A 20,438-nucleotide genomic window follows, 5' to 3' on the forward strand; every position below is an offset into this window, starting at 1 on the left:
AACTCGAAAATCAGGCGTTTAATTTGTGTAGCAGTGAATACATCCGATCAGATTCGTCGGTTTTTAGCATTTTGTTCACCAGAATAGTAAGGTCTGGCAGGCTGGTTTTGAGAATATTCTGTTTAACTGAAGGTAAATGGGTCGGATGCATGGAAAATATCCGTAACCCCAGCCCCAGCATCAAGCGTGTAAGCGTAGCATCCCCTGCCATTTCGCCGCAGACCGATACCGGAATGCCAGCCTTGTCAGCGCTGCGAATCGTGTGGGCTAGCAACTGCAGGATGGCAGGGTGCAGAGGGTCATAAAGGTGTGCAACTGAGTCGTCGGTACGGTCGATTGCCAGTGTGTACTGGATCAGGTCGTTGGTGCCGATAGACAGAAAATCGAGTTTCCTGGCAAATGCCTGGGCAGCAAGCGCCGCAGCCGGAATCTCAATCATCCCGCCGATCTTGATGGCAGCATTGAATGGAATATTGGTATTCGCCAGATTCTGTTTTGCGTGTTCAATAAGGTGTAGTGACTGGTATAATTCCGATAAATTGGACAGCATGGGAATCAGGATTTGCACATTCCCATAATGAGATGCACGTAAAATAGCGCGCAGCTGGGTATGGAACATCTGAGGCTCTGCCAGGCACAGCCGAATTGCTCGCAATCCCAATGCAGGATTGGTACCGCTACTGGTAGCCCCATTAAGTTGCTTGTCTGCGCCTAAATCCAGTGTGCGGATAGTCACCGGCAAACCTTTCATGTCTTCTGCTACTTTACGATAAGCCAGGAACTGTTCTTCTTCGTCAGGTAAATCATCACGGTTAAGAAACAGAAATTCGCTACGAAACAAGCCAATACCGGTAGCGCCTGCCTCTCTGACTTTGGTGATGTCCTGAGGCAATTCAATGTTGGCCTGCAATTCAATCTGGGTGCCATCAAGTGTTGTAGCCCGTGCAGTTTTGAGGCGTTTAAGTTTCTGTTTTTCCAGATCATACTGGTTTTGTCTGAGTTTGTACTCAGCCAGTACATGCTTGTCCGGGTTGACGATGATAACGCCCTGGGCACCATCGACTATGAGGAGTTCTTGCTCGCGGATAATCTGTCGGGCATGATGGAGTGCCATGACTGAAGGAATATTCAAACTGCGGGCAACAATGGCCGTATGAGAAGTAGTACCCCCCACATCGGTAATGAATGCGGCAAACTGGTGTCGTTTGAACAGAATCATATCGGCGGGGCTTAAATCATGCGCCACCAGAATGCTGCTTTGTTCTGGGCTAACAGAAACGTTCGCATGGCTTGGATGGCCCAGCAGTGCTTTGAGTACACGCTCTACAACCTGGATGACGTCAGCTTTGCGTTCGCGCAGATAGCTGTCTTCAATTTCCTCAAACTGTGCCAGTAATGAGTCCATCTGCTGCTTGAGGGCCCACTCGGCGTTGCACTGTTGGGATTTGATCAGTTCTTTAGGTGCTTCACATAAGGTCGAATCATTGAGAATCATCAAATGCATATCCAGAAATGCATCGAACTCTGCAGGTGCATTGGCCGGGATATGTTCCCGCAGCGCTTCCATTTCCAGGCGGGTAGTTTCAATAGCGGCATCAAAGCGTGCGACTTCTTCCCCTATGTTCTGTTTGGGTAGAACGTAATGAGCCACTTCCAGTGCAACCTGAGATACCAGATGGGCATAACCAATTGCAATGCCGCCAGATACACCTGTTCCGTGGACGGTAAAACTCATCAATCCCCCCTGCTAATGTGAGTGCGCATAATTTTTGCCAAGCCAGAATCCCTGATCATTCCCCTTCCCCGAAGCGGTCTTGTATCAGCTCTACCAGCGCACTTAAGGCCAATTGTTCGTCCGAACCGGTTGTTTCAATCCCGATTGTCGAACCTTTGCTGGCAGCCAGCATCATGACGCCCATGATGCTTTTTGCATTCACGCGCTTATTGTTACGAGACAACCAGATCTCGCTTTGAAATCTACTGGCTGTTTGGGTAAGTTTTGCAGAAGCACGGGCATGAAGCCCCAGTTTGTTTATTATTTCAATCTCTTGTTGCAACATTGCATGCTTCCATAGTGACATTGATGATACCTTCGTGACCGCCGCTTAACGCCTTTTCAGTCAATTTTGCCAAGGGTTCGTCGCGATATGTAAGCGCTCGCACCAACATGGGAAGATTGACGCCGGCTATCCCTTCCACTTTGCCTGGGTTCAGGAGACGGCAAATTATGTTGCAGGGAGTCGCACCATAAATATCGCTAAAAATGAGCACTCCGTCCCCAGAATCAAGCTGGTTCACCAACTCCAGCGCCTGCGGAAGGATGGTAGCCGGATCGTCGTGCACAGTGACGCCCAGTTGCATCAGATTCGGCGGGCGGCTACCCATTACATGGCTGGCACAATGAATCAGGCTTTCGCCAAGTGTGCCATGGGCCACGATTAAAATACCTATCATGTTGTACCTGCTTCTAAAATAGTGCTGTAAAGCAAATTTCTTCCCAAGAAAGAAATCATATTAAACTGTATGCGCTTTTACACAAAGACGTGTAATGCGCATTGACTCTGTGCTGATGATGTTTAATGCTTAGGACAATGGCCGGGAAGCTTGATTGTAGCGCAATAATCATCAGGTTCGCGGTAAAAATGAGGCTTATTCAGCTTCTCGTATCACCATGCTTTTATCAAGAAAATCCAGCCTTTTTTTCATGGCACGCGTCACAATTACTTCACCCTTGTCATTGATCAGCATGACATCTTGTACTTTCATGTTGTTTGCTGCCTGACGCCAGTTTTGTTCACCCGAGATGAATATGGGTTTGGAAGCAACGTCCGAAAGTGTTCCCGCCTCGGGTCCCGGTTGGGTAATGATGGTCACCGCTTGTATGCCTTGAGCAGGATAGCCGGTACGCGGGTCAATAATATGGCAATAGCGCTTGCCGTCCAGCATAAAGTATCGTTGGTAGTCACCGGAAGTACCGATAGCTTCACCATCCAGTAAATCTAGCGTGGCAATAGGGCCCGGTTTGCGGGGGTGCTGGATGCCTACGTGCCATGGGCGATCACCCCGCTTGCCCAAAGCGATGATGTTGCCGCCAATATTGATTAACGCCCCTTTTACACCTTGCGAGCGCAAATAAGCGGACTCCATATCCAGCGCATACCCTTTGGCATAGCCGCCCAGATCCAGCTTAACATCAGGATTTTTACTGTAAAATTCAATGTTTTCAATGACGATATCTGTCATTTTTGGGTTGGCTTTAACCAGTTTTGCAATTTCTTGTGGATCAGGCCGAACCGGGACAAACTCATCGTTTTGAAAGCCCCATAATTTAATGAGTTTGCCGATAGCCGGGTTGAATAAACCCTTGGACTGCTCGTAATAACGAGTGGCATCCTGAATGATCGGGATCATGCCTGGCTGGATAGAAGTTTTGGCTGGGCTTTGCGCAAAGATGCTATTCATGCGTGAGAGAGTGCCAGGTTTCCATGCATGTAATGTATGGTGCATTTGGTTGAAATCCTGGAACACCTGAGCGGTAAGTTGCTTGGCACGGTCCTCGGTTTCCCCGTAAATGGTGACTTCTACCAGTGTACCAAAAACATACCCCTGCTCTTGGTACAGTGGTTCTTTGCCACATCCGGCAAGTGACAGGGCGATCAGGGTTGAGAATAAAGCAATAAGCCACAAAGGCAAGGAAACGCGAGCTTTCAGCATGATTGTTCTAGCGCATCTATAAACATACCAGCAACGTTAAAATTACTTTGTGCGGTAATTTCCTGCATACCGGTTGGGCTGGTCACATTGATTTCAGTTAGATAGTCACCAATCACGTCTAAACCCACCAGAAACAAACCCTCATCGCGTAGTATTGGCCCGAGCGTTTCGGCAATTTCACGGTCTCTTGGTGATAAGGGTTGTGCAACGCCTTTCCCCCCGGCAGCAAGGTTGCCGCGGGTTTCGCCTTTCATCGGGATACGGGCCAGCGCAAAAGGCACTGGTACGCCGTTAATTAACAAAATGCGTTTGTCACCGCTAACAATTTCAGGAATATAACGTTGTGCCATGATGGAGCGCATGCCCAGATGGGTCATGGTTTCGATAATTACATTGAGGTTAGGGTCATTTCGAGTGACGCGGAATATACCGCTGCCGCCCATCCCGTCCAGCGGTTTGAGAATGACATCCTGATGTTCCGCCAGAAAATCCTTGATCATTTCTGCGCGTCGGGTGACGAGAGTAGGCGCAGTGAATTCCGGAAATTTGGCGATCGACAGTTTTTCGTTAAAATTTCTGATGGCAATCGGCTTGTTTAATATACGCGCTCCTTGTTTCTCAGACAGTTCCAGCAAATAAGTGCTGTAAATGTATTCCATATCAAACGGCGGGTCTTTACGCATAAGTACCGCACCGAAATGTTCGAGGGGCAATTTAAGCGGTTCTCCCAAAGTGTACCAATGGTCACCATCCGGATTCAGTGAGAGTTTGCGAGAAAAGCCAAATATATTGCCCGCCTGCAAAACCACGTCGTGCTGTTCCATGATGAACAGCTCATGCCCACGAGATGAAGCTTCTTTCATCATGGCAAAGGTGGAGTCTTTGTAAGTTTTGATGTGCTCTATCGGGTCAAGAATGATGGCGATTTTCATAGATTCGTGCTTTATGGTTACTCTGGGGCGGACTCTTCTGAAGCTTCTGCGTTAAGCGGGTCTGTGCGCTCCAGTTCGATTGCTGCGGCCAGGGTTGCCAGCCTTGCTACAACGCCATAAGTGTAAAAACGATTTGGAGCGCTATCAGGGTTGGCGCTACGGTCCGGCAGGGAACAAGTGGTATCAAATGCCAGTGGTACGAAGTGCATGCCAGGTGCGTTAAGGTTTTCATCCTTGCCACGACTGGTATGCACACGATAAAAGCCACCAACCACAAAATGGTCAATCATATAGACCACAGGCTCTGCGATGGCTTCATTAATGCTTTCGAAGGTATATACCCCTTCCTGGATAATGACTTCAGTGACAGGTTGCCCCTCTTTGACCACCGACATTTTGTTGCGCTGTTTGCGGTTCAGGCTTCTGACTTCGTCAGCATTTTTGACCGTCATGATACCCATGCCGTAAGTGCCTTGATCAGCTTTTACAATGACAAAAGGATCTTCCTTGATGCCGTATTCCTGATATTTTTTACCAATATTCTGGAGTAGTTCGTCTACGTAATTGGCCAGGCAGTCTTCACCTTTACGTTCCTGAAAATTGATTTTGCCACAGGATTCAAAATAAGGGTTGATCAGCCAGGGATCAATTTTGACGATTTTGGAAAACTCGTCTGCGACATAATTGTAGGCGGCAAAGTGGGTGGATTTGTGGCGGGTTGCCCATCCAGCATGGACGGGTGGTATCACAGGCTGTTCCAGATTCTTTAAAATGTCAGGTACGCCAGCGGATAAATCATTATTCAGCAATATCGCACAAGGTTCAAACCCATCCAGAGACAGGCGATTTCCCACCCGTTTGATCGGCTCTAACGTGAGGGATCGGCCATCTGGCAATTCAATATCGGTAGGGGAAGTGATCTCTGGAATCAATGTGCCGATTCGCACTGTCAGGCCAGCTTGTTGCAGGATGTATTGAATTCCCGCAACATTTTGCAGGTAAAACATGTTGCGTGTGTGGTTTTCTGGAATTAACAGAAAGCGTTGAGCATCAGGACATATTTTCTCAACGGCCGTCATTGCCGCCTGCACGCAAAGGGGTAAAAAATCCGGATTAAGGTTGTTAAACCCGCCTGGAAACAGATTGGTATCAACCGGCGCCAGTTTAAATCCGCTGTTACGTAAATCTACAGATGAATAAAAAGGCGTAGTGCGATCCTGCCATTGTGTGCGAAGCCAGTGCTCAATATTGGGCATTGCCTCCAGAATGTGTTTTTCGAGATCGAGTAGCGGCCCAGTAAGGGCGGTTGTTAAATGCGGTACCATTATTTTCTGCCGTATGATAAAGCTGATTTTGATTGTAACCGAACTCCTGAATTTCGTCAGGGCTATAATTTCAGGATAATAACTATTTTTGAAAGATTGGTGAATGAATAATGACAAATGAAAAAATAATTTTGATTGGTATCGGGCAATTAGGCCGGATTTTCGCAGGGGGATTGTTAAGAACCGGTTATAGCATTATACCGGTTAACCGGGGAGACGATATGGCAGCGCTCGCTGCGAAAGAACCTTCTCCTCGCTTAGTTCTGGTGGCTGTAGCAGAAAATGATTTGCATAGTGTATTAGCTGCGCTACCTGAACAATGGAAAGGATGCGTCGGATTGATCCAGAACGAGCTGTTGCCACGTGATTGGGAAAAATACCAGATTCAGCATCCGACAGTGATATCCGTCTGGTTTGAAAAGAAAAAAGGGATGGATGCCAAGCCTTTGATTGCTTCTCCTGTATATGGGCCTGCGTCTGAAATGATGGTGAAAGCGCTGGAATCTATAGATATTCCTTGCCATCAACTTAATAATGATCAGGCACTTACGTTTGAACTGGTTCGAAAAAACCTGTATATCCTGACAACCAATATTGCCGGGATGAAAACCGGGGGTAATGTGAGCCAATTATGGGAAAATCACCGGGATTTTGCAACGGCCGTTGCGCAGGACGTGATGGATATACAGGACTGGTTAACCGGGCAAAAACAGGATCGAAACAAGTTGCTGCAAGGGATGGTGGAAGCATTTGAAGCTGACCCGCTCCATATGTGTATGGGGCGCAGCGCGCCGGGGCGTCTGGCACGTGCTTTGAGTTTTGCTGATGAAGCTGGATTGAACGTACCTGCTTTGCGAAATATCTCTATCGTTTGACCAACTGTAGCGCCTTTCAATCGGTTAATCAGGCGGTTTTAATGCGCGTCACTTGTGATCAGCACGCAAAAAACAGGATGGCTTCTAGCTACATTGTAATTAGAAGCCATCCTGTTTTTCGTGAGGGGTTGGGTAAGTCTTAGTCAATCCCCGTCACTAAGTTATATTTTAAGCCACTTTAACATTTCGATATATTGGTCTTTATTGCCTTCTTCAAAAGCGTCGACCTCAATTTTGTGTAATATTTTTTTACCTGCCTCTGTGTTTGATAAGTTAATTAGTGCAGCCCGCAGCTTTTCCACATCAACCTGACTGATTGAAGGTGACGCTACCATCGCCCAGCTCGGTACAGGTTTGCTCTTGTAAATAAGCACATTGCCTTTCGCTTGCATGTCTTTTGCTACCAGAGGCCCCACAATCGACACGTCAGTCAATTTCTGTTGAACCATAAATCCGCCCTGTTCCTGGAAATCAGTATAAGAAATTTGTTGAGAGGTCGGGTCAATGCCAAGGTCACGTAGGGAAGCCAAGCCAATATAACTCATCAGTGAAGTTGGGGCAGGCATGACAAATCGTTTGCCTTTCATTTCTGCTGGGGTTTTTATGGGAGAGTCTTTGCTAACAAAAAAGTAAGCATTTAAATCGCCTTTGGCTGAAGCTACAAGGGATGAGCCTTTATCTCTTAATGCCAGGCCTACATTATTGCTTGGGCGTACAAATGCGATGTCGTATCTTGCCTTTTTGGGATCACCAGTTGGGCGTTTCAAGTTTTGAAATACTTCAAAGCGCACCGGACGCTTTAACACTTCAGAAATATAATCAGAAAACGTTTGATAACGTTCTTGCCGGTCGTAACTTTTTAGGGGTTCTGACAGGCCATGATTGATACCCATTCGAATGGGCGTGTTTTCAGCAGCAATTGCTGAGGGTTGAAAAGCCACCAAAAGCGAAGTGATAAGTAGTTGAAACGCAATGCATTGAATGAGTTTATTGTTGCGCATATATGTGCATTCCTGAAAGTGTGAAGTTGAAGAAAATGTTTTCAATTTGAACAAAAAGGTGTAGAGCTTTAACGTCAGTTCAAGGTAAAACTTAAGGAAAAACGCTTAATTATTTGCACTCAAAATGGTTGGTTGAATGATGGGTTTAATCCAGTGAAAGGCCATGTTTTAGGCGTGCACTATTTTCTGATATTTAAAGTTTGTGATTTGTTGAGGTATAGTTATGTGGACACCTTAAAAACTTGCTTCCCGCTGGAATTATAAGAAGTGCTCAGTGTTTTTGTTTCTCGGTTAATACCCTTAAGATAATAAACCAAGGAGACGGTTTTGCAGGAACCAGAATTTCCAGCTGACGAGTCGCATCGTATTGAAGTGCTGCATTCTTTGCATGTCCTTGATACCCCACCCGAGGAACGCTTTGATCGCATTACGCGAGTGGCACAACGCTTGTTTGATGTGTCTATCGCTCTGGTTTCGCTGGTGGATACCGATCGTCAATGGTTTAAATCCTGTCAGGGACTGAGCGCGAGCGAGACACCTCGGTCCATTTCATTCTGTGGCCATGCTATTTTGAGTCCTGATACTTTTGTCGTTGCCAATACACTGGCTGATCTGCGCTTCGCTGATAATCCGCTTGTAACGGGTCCTCCAAATATCCGTTTTTATGCTGGCCATCCACTTCAGGCTGCTGATGGCAGCTTACTCGGGACATTGTGTATTATTGATGATAAGCCCAGAAATTTCACACCGGACATGCTGGCTTTGCTTGCGGACCTTGCCGGTTGTGTAGAAAGAGAGCTTAACCAGCAGACCTTGGTTGAAGCAATGGCAAATGTACAGGCCAGTCACATGCAATTGCATCAATCTCGACAGCAATTGCAGCATGTGCTTTCTTGTAGCCCTTCGGTGACCTATACACTTAATTTAGATTGTGGAAGCTCAAAGCTCACGTGGGTAAGCGAAAATATCAAGCGTTTTTTCGGTTTTAATTCTGATGAAATATTAGCGGAACCAAACTGGTGGGAAAAGCATGTTCACGACGAGGACCGCGAATCGGCAATTAATGCAATATCTGCTCTGCTAGAAAATGGGCATATTGTTCGCAGTTACAGATTGCGAAATCATGCCGGGCAATATATCTGGGTACGAGATGAACTGCAGATGCTGGAAAATGATGGCGATATTCGACAAGCAGTGGGGTCGTGGAACGATATTACAGAGTACAAGAAAGTAGAGCGGTTAAAAAAGGAGTTTGTTTCTACAGTCAGCCACGAACTGCGTACGCCATTGACCTCTATCAGAGGGTCTCTTGGCCTTGTTGCGGGTGGTGTGGCAGGTGAATTGTCTCAACAAGCCAAAAGCCTAGTGGACATAGCCTTTAAAAATAGCGAGCGGCTGCTAGGGCTGATCAATGACTTGCTGGATGTGGAAAAAATAGAGTCTGGCAAAATGAAATTTGATCTCAAGCCATTTCGTTTGATGGAAATTGTAGACCAAAGTTTGGAAAACAATCAGGGTTTTGCGCAACAATACGGGATCAGTTTTGAGTTGGCAGGGCGGATTTCCGAAAACGTGCATGTGATGATCGATGAAATGCGTTTAATGCAAGTGCTCTCAAATCTGTTGTCCAATGCTGCAAAATTTTCACCCAAGGATGGCGTTGTTGAAATTGGTGTAACCCAAAATGGAAAACGATTGCGGGTTAGCGTTAAGGACCATGGGGCAGGCATTCCGCAGGCTTTCCAGTCGAGTATATTCCAAAAATTTTCGCAGGCAGACTCTTCAGATACACGTCAAAAAGGGGGAACCGGGCTTGGCCTTAGCATCGCTAAGGCTATTATTGAGCACATGCATGGCACAATTGGTTTCGATACCGTAGAGGGAGAATGCGCAACTTTCTGGTTTGAATTGCCGCAATGGGATGGTGAACCGGGATCTTAGATTTAGAGTCTGGCTTCTCGTGGAAAATTTGTTCCGAAAAGTAATTGATTGTAGCAACCCAAGCACCGGGTGTGGTTACTTGGGTTGCTGCCTGATCAGAATAAGGTTGTAAGTGTAATCCACGCATCAGGCAGCGAGTTGACAACCAGTGCCTCCAGTTTTTTATCCAGGCCAGAAAGTATGGCCACGCCTACCAGTATAATCAGTATGCCAAATCCTTTCTTAAGCCCATCGATATGCTTTAATACCCAATCTCGCGAACGATTAAATCCAGCTCTTGAAGCATAGGCGATTGCAACCAGTGGCACTGCTGCGCCAAAACCAAATAGCCCAAGAATTAAAGCGCCTCTTCCCGCCCCGCCTTCGCTTGCCACCAGCGTCAGAGTAGTTGCCAGAATTGGACCTGAGCAAGGACTCCAGATCATGCCAAGCAGCCCACCGAGGGCAAATGCGCCCAGCAACGAACTGCTGTCCAGTTTGCTGGAAGCCTGGTTTGCATTGGCTGCCAATGGGGTCATTAAATGCGTGAAACGTTCATTCAGCGCGGGAACCAGCATGACAATACCGAAGGCTATTAAGAGTACTGCGCCAGCGGTACGCACTGAGTCGGAATCGATATTGAGCGCGGCACCTAATGCACCAACCAAAACGCCCACCAGCGCAAACGATGTGATCATGCCTGCACCTATCGCCAGTGGGGCAAGGCGATTATTTTGCACTGCCCCCCCGACCACAAGCGGCAATATGGGAAATACGCATGGCGACAGGGTAGTAAGACTGCCTGCGGCAACTGCTAACCATAGTTCTGTGACACCTGCGCTCATTTTTGCCTCATTTGTGTTGATTTGAATTTAATTGTAAACATGTGATGTTGTTTTTGTTGAAATCGCTTCATAAGGCACTTTGTAATGCGGCCTTGATTTTTTCTGGTGAGGTTTCTCCGGCTATTCTTGCTGTTTCAGCGCTGCCTTTATACACAATAATGGTCGATTGCACGCGTACGCCCAGTTTTCGCTTAAGGTCTCTTTCTTTGTCATAGTTCACTACCAATACGGTCATATTGAGTGATTTGTCATCCTTGAAGCTGTTAAGTACTTTTGTTTGAGCACGACAGGTAGGGCACCAGTCAGCGTGGAAATGCAATGCAACGGGCAGATTTGCTTTTTGCGCCTCTTCGAGTGCTTTGGGAGAATAGGGCTGTATTTCTAAAGCCTGTGCAGTCAGAACCGTCAAGGCAAGTGCAGCAGTGGCGAACAATTGAGCAAGTTTCATGATTTTTCCTAATAAGTATCAGTGTATGGAATAGTCGCGCTGTAGCCTTAAACCTTACAAATAAATTTATTCGGAAGTGCTGGAATGGGGCATGCAAATACCCGGATGCCAGAATTGGAGAAGAAAAATTAAGCTATTGGGATTGTGGGTGGAATTAAATGGTTTGGGCGTTTATTATGGCTATTCAGGCGCCATAGAGTTTGCTTCTGAACATGAAATAGACGGCTCCGATCAAACACAGGCCTGCCCATAAATAATCGAGTTTTAAAGGTTCTTTTAAATAATAGACCGTGAATGGGACAAATATTGAAAGCGTAACGACCTCTTGCAGTATTTTGAGCTGACCGATAGACATGACGCTGTAGCCAATCCGGTTTGCCGGTACTTGAAACATATACTCAAACAGGGCAATTCCCCAGCTAACCATAGCGGCAATAATCCATGGTTTATTATTGAGCTCTTTCAAATGGGCATACCAGGCGAACGTCATGAATATATTGCTGCAAAGCAAAAGCGTGATGGCAGTAAGCGCTGGTCTCAAAAGTAGTCCCTCAGTATAAAGTGCAAATAACAACAAGTTAGAACTGTCAAAATATAGGTGAGTAATTTACTGGAAATAATACAAATAAAAAAGGGCGCCCGAAGGCGCCCTGGTTTTCTCATCACGAAAAACTAACCGTGGTGGGAAGGTGGTTACTCGATACGCTCACCGTGCAGCGCAATATCCAGACCTTCGCGTTCCTCTTCTTCGGAGACACGCAAACCGATGATCGCGTCAATCACTTTCAGGATAATGAAGGTAGCGATTGCACCGTAGATCAAGGTTGCACCTACACCCAGAATCTGAGTCATGACCTGACCGCCGTTACCTTCCAGCATGCCCGCTGTACCGCCGATGTTCTTGACAGCAAACACGCCTGTCAGAATCGCGCCAACAATACCGCCGATACCGTGTACGCCGAAGGCATCCAGAGAGTCATCGTAGCCCATCATGCGCTTGAGAGAAGTAGCACCCCAGAAGCAGACGACACCAGAGACCAGGCCGATCACCAATGCACCCATCGGGCCAACAAAACCGGAAGCTGGCGTGATGGCAACCAGACCAGCAACAGCACCTGAAGCAATACCCAGAACGCTTGGCTTACCTTTAGACATCCATTCAGCAAACATCCAGGCAAGTGCGGCAGCAGCAGCAGCTATCTGTGTAACAACCATGGCCATTCCGGCACGTCCGTCAGCAGCCAGTTCAGAACCGGCATTGAAGCCGAACCAACCTACCCATAGCATGGCTGCACCGATTACGGTAAGCGTCAGATTATGAGGAGGCATGGCTTCTTTGCCATATCCAATCCGTTTGCCAAGTACCAGCGCAGCGACCAGACCTGCCACACCCGCGTTGATATGCACAACCGTACCGCCAGCAAAATCAAGAATACCTTTGCCAAGTAACCAGCCGCCTGGTCCCCAAACCCAATGGGTAATCGGAGCGTAAACAACGATTGACCAGATTCCGATAAACCACAGCATGGCAGAAAATTTCATACGGTCTGCAAAGGCTCCGGCGATCAGGGCTGGGGTGATGATAGCAAACGTCATCTGGAAGGTCATGAAGACTGATTCCGGAATCGATAAGCCATTCAAGCCGTCAACCGTCAGATCTTTAAGGAAGAGCTTGCTCAAACCACCGACATAAGCCCCCCCTTCACTGAAGGCCAGGCTGTAACCGACGATGAACCAGATCAGCGTTGCCAGTGCAGTAATCGCAAAGCTTTGCATCAGTGTGGCAAGGACGTTCTTTTTACGAACCATACCACCATAGAACAAAGCTAATCCGGGAATGGTCATGAACAGCACCAAAGCGGTAGCAGTTAGCATCCAGGCTGTATTACCTGAATCCAGTTTTGGAGGAGGTGCGGCAGCTGGCGCAGCTTCTGAAGGAGCTGGAGCAGCTGCCGGTGTAGCAGCAGGGGCTGCCTCAACTGGCGCAGCGACAGCTTCCGGAGCAGGTGCAGCTTCTGTAACAGCTGGTGTGGTAGAAATGGCACCGGGTTCTTCTGCAAGTATCCCGGTACTGAATCCAATTGCGCCCAATAGGGCCAGAGCTGAAATCAAACGTTTCATGATGGACTCCCCTTATAGCGCATCCGGACCGGATTCACCGGTTCGGATACGGACTGCCTGTTCAAGATTGAATACGAAAATTTTGCCATCGCCGATTTTGCCGGTATTGGCTGATTTTTCAATGGCTTCAATCACCTGGTCGACTAGATCAGCCTTGATTGCGGCTTCAATTTTGACCTTAGGCAGAAAATCCACCACGTACTCTGCACCGCGATATAGTTCGGTGTGCCCCTTTTGCCGTCCAAAGCCTTTGACTTCGGTGACAGTGATACCTTGTACGCCAATGGCGGATAAAGCTTCACGTACCTCGTCAAGCTTGAAAGGCTTGATGATTGCGGTAACGAGTTTCATAAAAAATCCTCCGTTCAGAATTCGATTAGCAGTGGCGCAAATGCGCTCACTGCAAACTTTTTTGGTTTTTAGAAGCTACGTCCGGCGTTCAGGATGAAGCGGCCATCGCCCAGATTCGATGTGTCTGAATTGGCAAGCGAACCGGTGTTATCGTAGAAACTGCTGTTGCTGCTCTTGGCATAAGCTACGCCAATATTCCAGCCATCCTTGAAGGTTTTGGTCACCCCAATCTTGTAATCGTTGTAATCTGGATTGCCGCCGGCAGCGGTTTTGGATTTAATATCGGTGTGCCCAACATGGAGTCCCAGAGATAAATCGTCCATCAGTGGGATGCTGGCACTCAGGTCGATATAGCTGGAGCCTTTAGTGTCGCTTGTGTAACCGGTGTTTGTATTGAGGCCGAAATAGTCCGTAAAGCTTTGTGAGTATTTTGCGCTCAACCACTTGTAAGAAACACCTACGTTCCATTCAAGGTTGTTAAATTTTACGTCTGCAGTTGATGCATTAGGCCCAGCAGATTTGTTGACGTTTGCACCAGGATAGTAATATCCGTAGAGGCCAGCGGTCCAGCTGAAATCGTCGTTGATTTTACCGTTGTAGCCACCGTAGTAATCCACTTCCAGCGAGCCGCCGCTATATTGGTTACCACTAACGTTAGAAGCCCATAAGCCAGCATAAAACCCACTGCTATGTGCATAATCCACGCCACCTTGCAGTGCCGGCTTGTGCCAGGTTTGTGTCAGGCCACGGAAATAGTAGTCAGAAACCAGAGAAACGTTAGAAGTTAATGTGTAAGCTGGTGCGGCTTCGGCTGCAGAAGCTGTACCTGAAACTGCGAGCATGGATAAAGTGGTGAAGCCTGCCAGGATTAAAGACTTGGAGATGGTCCGCATGATGTGTTTTCCTTCAAGTAAAGATAATGAAATAATTTAGTTGCATATTCTCTTTAGCATACTTCGTGCCAGATTTTTTTTCATTTAAAAACAATATATTACTATTTGTCATTAAATCAATTACGTGTGCAACGCACCAAAATAGTGCTCGGCTAAATGTGTGCGCACGATAATGGTGCGTTATATAATTGCAAAATTTTTCAGAGTTGTTTATGGTGCTATGCCTAATTATTCTTTTGGCATGGTAAACCAAGCATTACAGAGTAATTTTTGATAAAATACAATTTTTAAGGAATGAGAAATCATGTTAAATCAAAAGATTCTGGAAGAAATTAACAGTAAAGTCAGTGAGCTGGTTTCTCAAAGCCCGGTAAAAGATATTGAGAAAAACATGCGTGCCATGTTGGCTGGTACATTCAGTCGGTTAGATCTGGTGACGCGTGAAGAATTTGACGTGCAACAGGAAGTGTTACTGCGGACTCGCGAAAAATTGAACCAGCTGGAAGCGCGAATGGCGGAATTGGAAGCGGCTGCAAAAAATACCCAAAGTGAAGGGTAGGGTTTCCCTGTTCTGTAATTGACTGGCCAATGTGCCGGCCATGCTTTCGGTTTTTCACTGACATCTGAACTTAGCTAATACCCTATGAGTCTTGCCATCCTATATAGTCGTTCCCTCTCCGGGATGGACGCGCCACTGGTCACAGTGGAGGTGCATTTATCCAATGGGCTGCCCAGTTTTACCATCGTCGGTTTGCCTGAAGCAGAGGTAAAAGAAAGTAAAGACCGGGTGCGTGCAGCATTGCTGACTGCCCGGTTTGAGTTTCCGGCGCGCCGTATCACTGTGAATCTTGCCCCTGCTGATCTTCCCAAGGTGTTAAACGTCAAGTTAATTGCGACTGGTTCACAATAACTGCGAATGAACTCACAGAATTTGCGACCAGAACTGGAACAATCGCTTGAACATCGTTCATTAAGTGGGATGGAGGGACTTTGGAAGGTAGTCCATCATGGAAATCTAAAAACCGCAGTTCTTCCAGAAAAAACTCCCAGGCTCGTCATTTATTTTAGAAAGCTGGTTAACCAGCATAATCCAATTACGCCAGCCGATTTTGAGACGCAAGGTATGGCTGTCGCCAAAGAGGTGCCTGCGGCAGAGTTGATGCGATTGCCGTTAAACGTTTTAATTGAAAACTCTCGAATTGCGAGAGACCCATGCCTTCCTCTACCTTCTGAAGAAATGGGTATCCTAGATGTTGATTTTAGTAAATCAAAGTTTAAGCTTATCAGCAGGCATGCCAAATTTCACAAAACCAATGAGTATGTAATTCCTTATATGGACGGCAGGAGTCCTTTGTATGATTCAGTGGGAGGGAGGGCATACTATGTCGCTATTGAATACAAGGGTGATCCATTTGGAATCATAATCCCTTGCGCTGAAGTGTTTCGATTCTTTTATTGCACTTCAAGTCGGATGCTTTACACAATCCTGTCTGACAAAATCCTCAATCCAGATCGTTTCATTATCGATCCGGCCAGATCTGGTACTCAAGAGGATAATCCGAAGATCGCAGCCATCTGGCTACGACAATGGATGTTGAATAGCGACAGACGCCATATTGCGAGGTTATTTTTCACGCCAGATGCATTTGAAGAAGCAAAAACTATTTTCTTGAGGGCTAGTGGCAACGTAGGTGATGGCGCGTTTAAACATGCACTTATAGCCTCACCGCCTAATCACGGTGAAATGAATTTGAAATGTATCTTCAAGCGACTCATTTCTAAAGGCCAAGAACGTTTTTTTGTTACCAGGCTGATAAGCGCGACAAATTGGACAATTCCATTTGATGAAATCCATTTTGGTCGTGATAACGATGCAAGAACGATAGCTTCGGATAAAGAAAGGGCTGAACTTCCGGAGGATGAGCGTACTCAACGCCCAAATGTGTTGGTTGAAGGGGCCGAGATTAGCATTCTAGAAAACGTGCCGGGGGATAACTCTATTGTACCTGTGGAAATAAACGATACTGAATTTGAATCGCGTTTTCCGGAGCTGGATAAAATTTACTCACCTCAAATAGAAAAAATCAACCAGTTCACCAAAAATGCAAAGGGTAAGAAACAACTATTATTGGCTGACGGGTCTCTAATTGAAGGGTCTTCAGCTGAGCATGAAGGGTTGGTGAATGTAATTCTTCGCGCAATGGAGAAAGCCGCTGAAATTAAACGGATTGAAAGGGAACGAGATGGGGCGCAATCTGAACCGTTAAAGGAGTTGGATGTAAGGCAAAGTAAACTCCATGACACAATTGAATATTTGGAACTGGCGAGAGTTGATGATTACTATGCCAACCGGCTGCAAATCGATTACTTGCCAGTACTGGATGAGCTTGGATTAATAAAGGGAAAGCTAGTCAATCTCTTGCCTGAGTCCATTGATGACAAAAATCCTGTGTTTCTATATTTGGATGCGGACAAGTGTGTTCACCGCCCAGTTCTCATTGCAAGTCTCAATTTGGATGGAGAATCGAGATATCTCATCGACTTTATGCAACGCTACGGTCAAAGTAATACTTCATCGCTTGTATTGTGGCATCCGGATGGAAAGCTAATAAGCGATTCTATTTTAGATTACGCCATCAATCTATGCGTGAAGCATGGTGGCGTGAAATTGACGGATGGCCAACTTCTGATGAGTTTCTTCGGCAGCACATTCAAACATACTTTTGCGGAGAAAACCGCTAAGACAAAACCCCGTCAACTCATCGAAAAGATTTTTTCAAGAGAAAACAAAATGAATTGGCTGTGTGGAGTTGAAGTAAAGGATTGATCGCTTGAAAGATATTCGATTTCGAAATTAAACAGGGATGCGAATGCCTTTTTTACATAATTAGTGTTGTTGATATTTCGGCTTAGCGTCTTACGCCTGGTTACTGAAATACTCTTTGAGTTGAAAAGAGTAGAGTGACGTATTAAAGGTCTTCAAACAAACGTCCCATAAGGCTGGTTGCGCGAACTATTCGAGTATAAAGGTAATTTTATGGTATTTGCGCAGAGAATAATCAACAGGCTGTTCTCCCAATGTAAAACTGTAATATATGAAGGGTAAAGTTTTCCATACTATTATGGAGAGCCGATTATGAAACTGATCAACCTGTTTCTGGCCAATGCGATGACGCTGCTTGCTTGCCAAGCATTTGCGCATGGCCCGACAGTGACACCCGACCTGGAGGTATTTATTTCCGGTTCTTCAGCATTGCAAAAGACCCTGGGGAAGACAGCTGGGAGCATGATGCAAGCTGGCACTATCGATGTGTATTACGATAATACTTCCGGCGGAAGCAACTACCGTGCTTATTTCGGTACGGTGAACGGCACTGGTACCGCACTGGACGGAAAGAAAGTGTTGATACATGAAAGCGCCGTCGGCGGCTCGCTCATGGGTGTGACCCCGGTTGCAAAAGCCACGGCTATCAGCCGCATGAAAATTGAAACTGCAACATGCACTTCCACCGGTGCAGCTTATCCGTCGGCTACCTACAATTGCAGCGCAACTGTGAATGCCGTGCCAGATGCAGGCGTATCCGATATGGAACCCAGTCTGTTCGTTGGCTCCAACCTGCCAATTGGCACGGTTCAACTGAATCAGACTGAATTAGGCCACTTGTTTGTTCAGAGCCAGAACGCCGTGGTATACGGAATCGCGGTAAGCGACAACGTTTACGCGAATGTGACCAATCTAAGTCGATTTCAGATCACAAGCTTGTTGACTGGAAGCTATCAGGAATGGGGCCCGATTAATCCTTCTCTGGCAGGTCATTTCGTGCGAGTCGAACGCCGAGTGTCCGGTTCGGGCACTCAGGCTTCCGCTAATGCCTTTTTTGGTGGCTATCCATGCTCTTCAGGCTCAGTGGCTTTGGCAGATGCATCCTTTAGTAATGCAGGGCAATATGAAGTAGCGGAAAATGCCAGTTCGGGCAATGTAATATCAAGCTTAAACTCGGACTTCGCCGCTAACAAATACGCAATTGGGCTGTTGTCCACCGATAATGTCCCAGGCGCTTCCGATCACTGGCACTTTGTTTCCATCGATGGTGTTTCGCCGACCATTGCAAATGTGATCGCTGGCAAATACGATTATTTTTTAGAGCAAACCATTCAATGGCGCTCTGTTGCTGTGAACGGCGTTGCCGCTCCGTCGGGCAATATGGACCTGTTCCTGTCTACCTTCAAAGTGCGTTCCGGTGACCCCATTATTATTGCCACATTGCCCGGCTTGGGCGCGCTGCCTGGGGACTATTTGCCGTTATTGGATAGTAACTACAATGTGACCAATGGCGTGATGAGGGGCACTAGACAGGCCAATACATGCTCGCCGTATCAGCTCTTCTTTTAATCAGCAAATCATCGAATATATTCATCCTCCCGGTTTTCAGGGAAGGATGAATAAGTTTTTTGATGTTGATCTGTAAAAATCTGAAACGTAATTACGTCAGTGTGTCTATCCGCACGTAATAAATCTGCAATCTTCGTCAGAGATAATCAAAGAGTCCTTACAATTCTCATTGTTCTTAATTTGTGCTGGCCGGGTATTATATAGAGATGCTTGACTATGGCCTTAAACAATCTGCTTAACCCTGTTATGCACCGCGTAGAAAGACCTCGTATGTTTGCCAGAGAGCTACGCTTCGCTTTACTTTTCCTGTTGGCTTTTTTCCTGTTGCAGTATGGCTATTCTGCCAGCCGCGGCACAGCTTTCGAGCATCTTGTCATTGATGTTGCCACGGTGCGCCCGAGTGCGGCTATGATCAATTTGATCGCGCCAAAGGAGCAGGCCCAGGCAACGGGGCATCGCATCGTGTCACCATTAGGCGGACTGTCCATACTCAACGGCTGCGAAGGGACGGAAAGCATCTTTCTGCTGCTGGCCGCGATTGTGGCTTTCAGCGCACCCTGGAAACACAAACTGAGAGGCGCGCTCCTGGGCACCGTATTCATTTACCTGCTGAATCAGGGACGCATTGTTTCCCTCTATTTTGCAGCACACTACAATCGTCACTGGTTCGACCTGCTGCACGGCACTATAGCGCCGACCCTAATCATCGTGCTGGGGTGTGTCTTCTTCCTGTGGTGGGCAAGTCGGGATGCGGCTGTCGGCAATGAACCAGCGTACCCTGCTTAAGTCCGCCGCTGTTTTCCTGATCGCCTACCTGGCGTTGCTCGCCCTGTCCCTGCAATTTGGCCATCGCTACGTCGAACTGTTACTTCCCATTTACCATTGGGAGATAGGTTGGTTGACCCCGGACTATCGCATTCTGAGTCTGGGACTTCAGGATAACCGGGGTGAAGAAGTGATCGCCCTGAACCTCCAGCTGATGCATTACATCGTAGTGGAAGAGCACGTCCTTTCTCCGGGAGGAAACATTTCCAGTTCGACGTTGGCGGGGCATGCATTGCAGGACGCAGTGCTGATGTTGAGCCTGCTGGCAGCCTGGCCGACCCGTCGCTTCTATAAACGTCTGCTGCTGTTAGCAGGTGCTGTGCCTGTCCTGTTGCTGGTGGAGATGCTGGATATCCCGCTGATGCTGCTGGGCAGCATGGACGATCTGATCTTGTCCCGTGTGGCACCAGATGCCAGCTCCTTTTTGGTTTACTGGATGCATTTCCTGGATGGCGGCGGGCGGCTGGCCTTGTCTATTGTGGGAGCTTTATTGGTCGTTGTTTTTGGCAGACTCTGGTTTTCAAGTCCAGCTATGCCTCGTCAGAACGTATTATGACATAGTTATATCGGCCTACAAAAACACCACGCTATCTTCATAAATATGTCATATCGATCGGGTAAAATTCTTCCAATAGAATACACCTACCTCTCAAGGCGCGCTGACCGCGTGGCATCCCTCGTAAGGTTTCGATAATACAATATTTTTGGGCAACGCATAGCGGAGCCCTTGGGAGGGTTACCGTGAGTGCATGCTCTCGTTTAGTTATCCGGACTACAATTTTAACCCTCCTGTTT

The 20,438-nt window shown here is 47.0% G+C and carries 20 protein-coding genes and 1 pseudogene; 8 read left to right on the plus strand and 13 right to left on the minus strand.

Annotated features, from left to right (window positions below; translation table 11 throughout):
• Positions 1-10: 10 nt before the first annotated feature.
• The 6 genes from ptsP to gshA all read right to left on the minus strand — a co-directional run bounded on the left by ptsP (position 11) and on the right by gshA (position 5,971).
• Positions 11-1,735 carry a phosphoenolpyruvate--protein phosphotransferase gene (gene ptsP, locus EDC63_RS07015; protein ID WP_124945813.1) on the minus strand — a complete coding sequence of 575 codons (1,725 nt, stop codon included), beginning with the start codon at positions 1,733-1,735 and terminating at the stop codon, positions 11-13.
• Positions 1,736-1,790: 55 nt separating this feature from the next.
• Positions 1,791-2,060 carry an HPr family phosphocarrier protein gene (locus EDC63_RS07020; protein WP_124945852.1) on the minus strand — a complete coding sequence of 90 codons (270 nt, stop codon included), beginning with the start codon at positions 2,058-2,060 and terminating at the stop codon, positions 1,791-1,793.
• Complete coding sequence (locus tag EDC63_RS07025) at positions 2,041-2,454, minus strand: PTS sugar transporter subunit IIA (protein ID WP_124945814.1); 414 nt, start codon at positions 2,452-2,454, stop codon at positions 2,041-2,043. Before EDC63_RS07025 ends, EDC63_RS07020 begins: the two co-directional genes overlap by 20 nt.
• A 195-nt stretch (positions 2,455-2,649) precedes the next feature.
• A complete protein-coding gene (locus EDC63_RS07030; protein WP_124945815.1) occupies positions 2,650-3,714 on the minus strand; it encodes an FAD:protein FMN transferase in 1,065 nt (354 codons plus the stop codon).
• Positions 3,708-4,646, minus strand: coding sequence for a glutathione synthase (gene gshB / locus EDC63_RS07035; RefSeq protein WP_124945816.1), 939 nt, complete (start codon positions 4,644-4,646; stop codon positions 3,708-3,710). Before gshB ends, EDC63_RS07030 begins: the two co-directional genes overlap by 7 nt.
• Before the next feature lie 17 nt (positions 4,647-4,663).
• Positions 4,664-5,971, minus strand: a complete 1,308-nt coding sequence (gene gshA, locus EDC63_RS07040) for a glutamate--cysteine ligase (RefSeq protein ID WP_124945817.1) — start codon at positions 5,969-5,971, stop codon at positions 4,664-4,666.
• Positions 5,972-6,081: 110 nt separating this feature from the next.
• On the opposite strand from gshA, the gene EDC63_RS07045 reads away from it, so the two are divergent.
• Positions 6,082-6,846: a Rossmann-fold NAD(P)-binding domain-containing protein gene (locus tag EDC63_RS07045; protein WP_124945818.1), complete on the plus strand. Its 765-nt coding sequence runs from the start codon at positions 6,082-6,084 to the stop codon at positions 6,844-6,846.
• A 161-nt stretch (positions 6,847-7,007) separates the two neighbouring features.
• Here the strand turns inward: EDC63_RS07045 and EDC63_RS07050 are convergent, their stop codons facing one another.
• Complete coding sequence (locus EDC63_RS07050) at positions 7,008-7,892, minus strand: phosphate/phosphite/phosphonate ABC transporter substrate-binding protein (protein ID WP_124945819.1); 885 nt, start codon at positions 7,890-7,892, stop codon at positions 7,008-7,010.
• A gap of 282 nt (positions 7,893-8,174) precedes the next feature.
• Between EDC63_RS07050 and EDC63_RS07055 the strand changes: the two genes are divergently transcribed.
• On the plus strand, positions 8,175-9,788 hold the full coding sequence (locus tag EDC63_RS07055; RefSeq protein WP_124945820.1) for a GAF domain-containing sensor histidine kinase: 1,614 nt from the start codon (positions 8,175-8,177) through the stop codon (positions 9,786-9,788).
• A 95-nt stretch (positions 9,789-9,883) separates the two neighbouring features.
• Here the strand turns inward: EDC63_RS07055 and EDC63_RS07060 are convergent, their stop codons facing one another.
• The 6 genes from EDC63_RS07060 to EDC63_RS07085 all read right to left on the minus strand — a co-directional run bounded on the left by EDC63_RS07060 (position 9,884) and on the right by EDC63_RS07085 (position 14,425).
• Entirely contained in the window at positions 9,884-10,612 is a 729-nt protein-coding gene (locus EDC63_RS07060; protein WP_124945821.1) for a cytochrome c biogenesis CcdA family protein, read from the minus strand.
• A 67-nt stretch (positions 10,613-10,679) separates the two neighbouring features.
• Complete coding sequence (locus tag EDC63_RS07065) at positions 10,680-11,060, minus strand: thioredoxin family protein (protein ID WP_124945822.1); 381 nt, start codon at positions 11,058-11,060, stop codon at positions 10,680-10,682.
• Between the two features lie 184 nt (positions 11,061-11,244).
• Complete coding sequence (locus EDC63_RS07070) at positions 11,245-11,601, minus strand: DMT family protein (RefSeq protein WP_124945823.1); 357 nt, start codon at positions 11,599-11,601, stop codon at positions 11,245-11,247.
• Positions 11,602-11,753: 152 nt separating this feature from the next.
• Complete coding sequence (locus EDC63_RS07075; RefSeq protein ID WP_124945824.1) at positions 11,754-13,181, minus strand: ammonium transporter; 1,428 nt, start codon at positions 13,179-13,181, stop codon at positions 11,754-11,756.
• 12 nt (positions 13,182-13,193) lie between these two features.
• Positions 13,194-13,532: a P-II family nitrogen regulator gene (glnK, locus tag EDC63_RS07080; RefSeq protein WP_124945825.1), complete on the minus strand. Its 339-nt coding sequence runs from the start codon at positions 13,530-13,532 to the stop codon at positions 13,194-13,196.
• Positions 13,533-13,600: 68 nt separating this feature from the next.
• Positions 13,601-14,425, minus strand: coding sequence for a TorF family putative porin (locus EDC63_RS07085; RefSeq protein WP_124945826.1), 825 nt, complete (start codon positions 14,423-14,425; stop codon positions 13,601-13,603).
• 304 nt (positions 14,426-14,729) lie between these two features.
• Between EDC63_RS07085 and EDC63_RS07090 the strand changes: the two genes are divergently transcribed.
• The 6 genes and pseudogenes from EDC63_RS07090 to EDC63_RS07115 all read left to right on the plus strand — a co-directional run bounded on the left by EDC63_RS07090 (position 14,730) and on the right by EDC63_RS07115 (position 20,199).
• A complete protein-coding gene (locus tag EDC63_RS07090) occupies positions 14,730-14,984 on the plus strand; it encodes an accessory factor UbiK family protein (RefSeq protein ID WP_124945827.1) in 255 nt (84 codons plus the stop codon).
• An 84-nt stretch (positions 14,985-15,068) separates the two neighbouring features.
• Positions 15,069-15,296 (plus strand): annotated as a pseudogene (locus EDC63_RS07095) (magnesium chelatase domain-containing protein); the annotation flags it as partial.
• Positions 15,297-15,341: 45 nt separating this feature from the next.
• The gene (locus EDC63_RS07100) at positions 15,342-17,252 is read left to right on the plus strand and encodes a hypothetical protein (RefSeq protein WP_124945829.1); all 1,911 of its coding nucleotides are present in this window, start codon (positions 15,342-15,344) and stop codon (positions 17,250-17,252) included.
• Positions 17,253-17,561: 309 nt separating this feature from the next.
• Positions 17,562-18,818, plus strand: coding sequence for a type 2 periplasmic-binding domain-containing protein (locus EDC63_RS07105; protein WP_124945830.1), 1,257 nt, complete (start codon positions 17,562-17,564; stop codon positions 18,816-18,818).
• A gap of 216 nt (positions 18,819-19,034) precedes the next feature.
• Positions 19,035-19,604, plus strand: coding sequence for an archaeosortase/exosortase family protein (locus EDC63_RS07110; protein ID WP_223248223.1), 570 nt, complete (start codon positions 19,035-19,037; stop codon positions 19,602-19,604).
• Between the two features lie 112 nt (positions 19,605-19,716).
• Positions 19,717-20,199 (plus strand): hypothetical protein, encoded by a 483-nt coding sequence (locus tag EDC63_RS07115; protein ID WP_124945832.1) that lies wholly within the window; start codon positions 19,717-19,719, stop codon positions 20,197-20,199.
• The last annotated feature ends 239 nt before the right edge of the window (positions 20,200-20,438 follow it).

Source organism: Sulfurirhabdus autotrophica (assembly GCF_004346685.1).
GTDB classification, from domain to species: Bacteria; Pseudomonadota; Gammaproteobacteria; order Burkholderiales; family SMCO01; genus Sulfurirhabdus; species Sulfurirhabdus autotrophica.

Coding starts and splice junctions, on each gene's coding strand:
- EDC63_RS07020 (WP_124945852.1), bottom strand. CDS start 2,060: ATGTTGCAACAAGAGATTGAAATAATAAACAAACTGGGGCTTCATGCC.
- ptsP (WP_124945813.1), bottom strand. CDS start 1,735: ATGAGTTTTACCGTCCACGGAACAGGTGTATCTGGCGGCATTGCAATT.
- EDC63_RS07100 (WP_124945829.1), top strand. CDS start 15,342: ATGAACTCACAGAATTTGCGACCAGAACTGGAACAATCGCTTGAACAT.
- EDC63_RS07030 (WP_124945815.1), bottom strand. CDS start 3,714: ATGCTGAAAGCTCGCGTTTCCTTGCCTTTGTGGCTTATTGCTTTATTC.
- EDC63_RS07060 (WP_124945821.1), bottom strand. CDS start 10,612: ATGAGCGCAGGTGTCACAGAACTATGGTTAGCAGTTGCCGCAGGCAGT.
- gshB (WP_124945816.1), bottom strand. CDS start 4,646: ATGAAAATCGCCATCATTCTTGACCCGATAGAGCACATCAAAACTTAC.
- glnK (WP_124945825.1), bottom strand. CDS start 13,532: ATGAAACTCGTTACCGCAATCATCAAGCCTTTCAAGCTTGACGAGGTA.
- EDC63_RS07045 (WP_124945818.1), top strand. CDS start 6,082: ATGACAAATGAAAAAATAATTTTGATTGGTATCGGGCAATTAGGCCGG.
- gshA (WP_124945817.1), bottom strand. CDS start 5,971: ATGGTACCGCATTTAACAACCGCCCTTACTGGGCCGCTACTCGATCTC.
- EDC63_RS07025 (WP_124945814.1), bottom strand. CDS start 2,454: ATGATAGGTATTTTAATCGTGGCCCATGGCACACTTGGCGAAAGCCTG.
- EDC63_RS07065 (WP_124945822.1), bottom strand. CDS start 11,060: ATGAAACTTGCTCAATTGTTCGCCACTGCTGCACTTGCCTTGACGGTT.
- EDC63_RS07090 (WP_124945827.1), top strand. CDS start 14,730: ATGTTAAATCAAAAGATTCTGGAAGAAATTAACAGTAAAGTCAGTGAG.
- EDC63_RS07110 (WP_223248223.1), top strand. CDS start 19,035: ATGGCCTTAAACAATCTGCTTAACCCTGTTATGCACCGCGTAGAAAGA.
- EDC63_RS07075 (WP_124945824.1), bottom strand. CDS start 13,181: ATGAAACGTTTGATTTCAGCTCTGGCCCTATTGGGCGCAATTGGATTC.
- EDC63_RS07085 (WP_124945826.1), bottom strand. CDS start 14,425: ATGCGGACCATCTCCAAGTCTTTAATCCTGGCAGGCTTCACCACTTTA.
- EDC63_RS07105 (WP_124945830.1), top strand. CDS start 17,562: ATGAAACTGATCAACCTGTTTCTGGCCAATGCGATGACGCTGCTTGCT.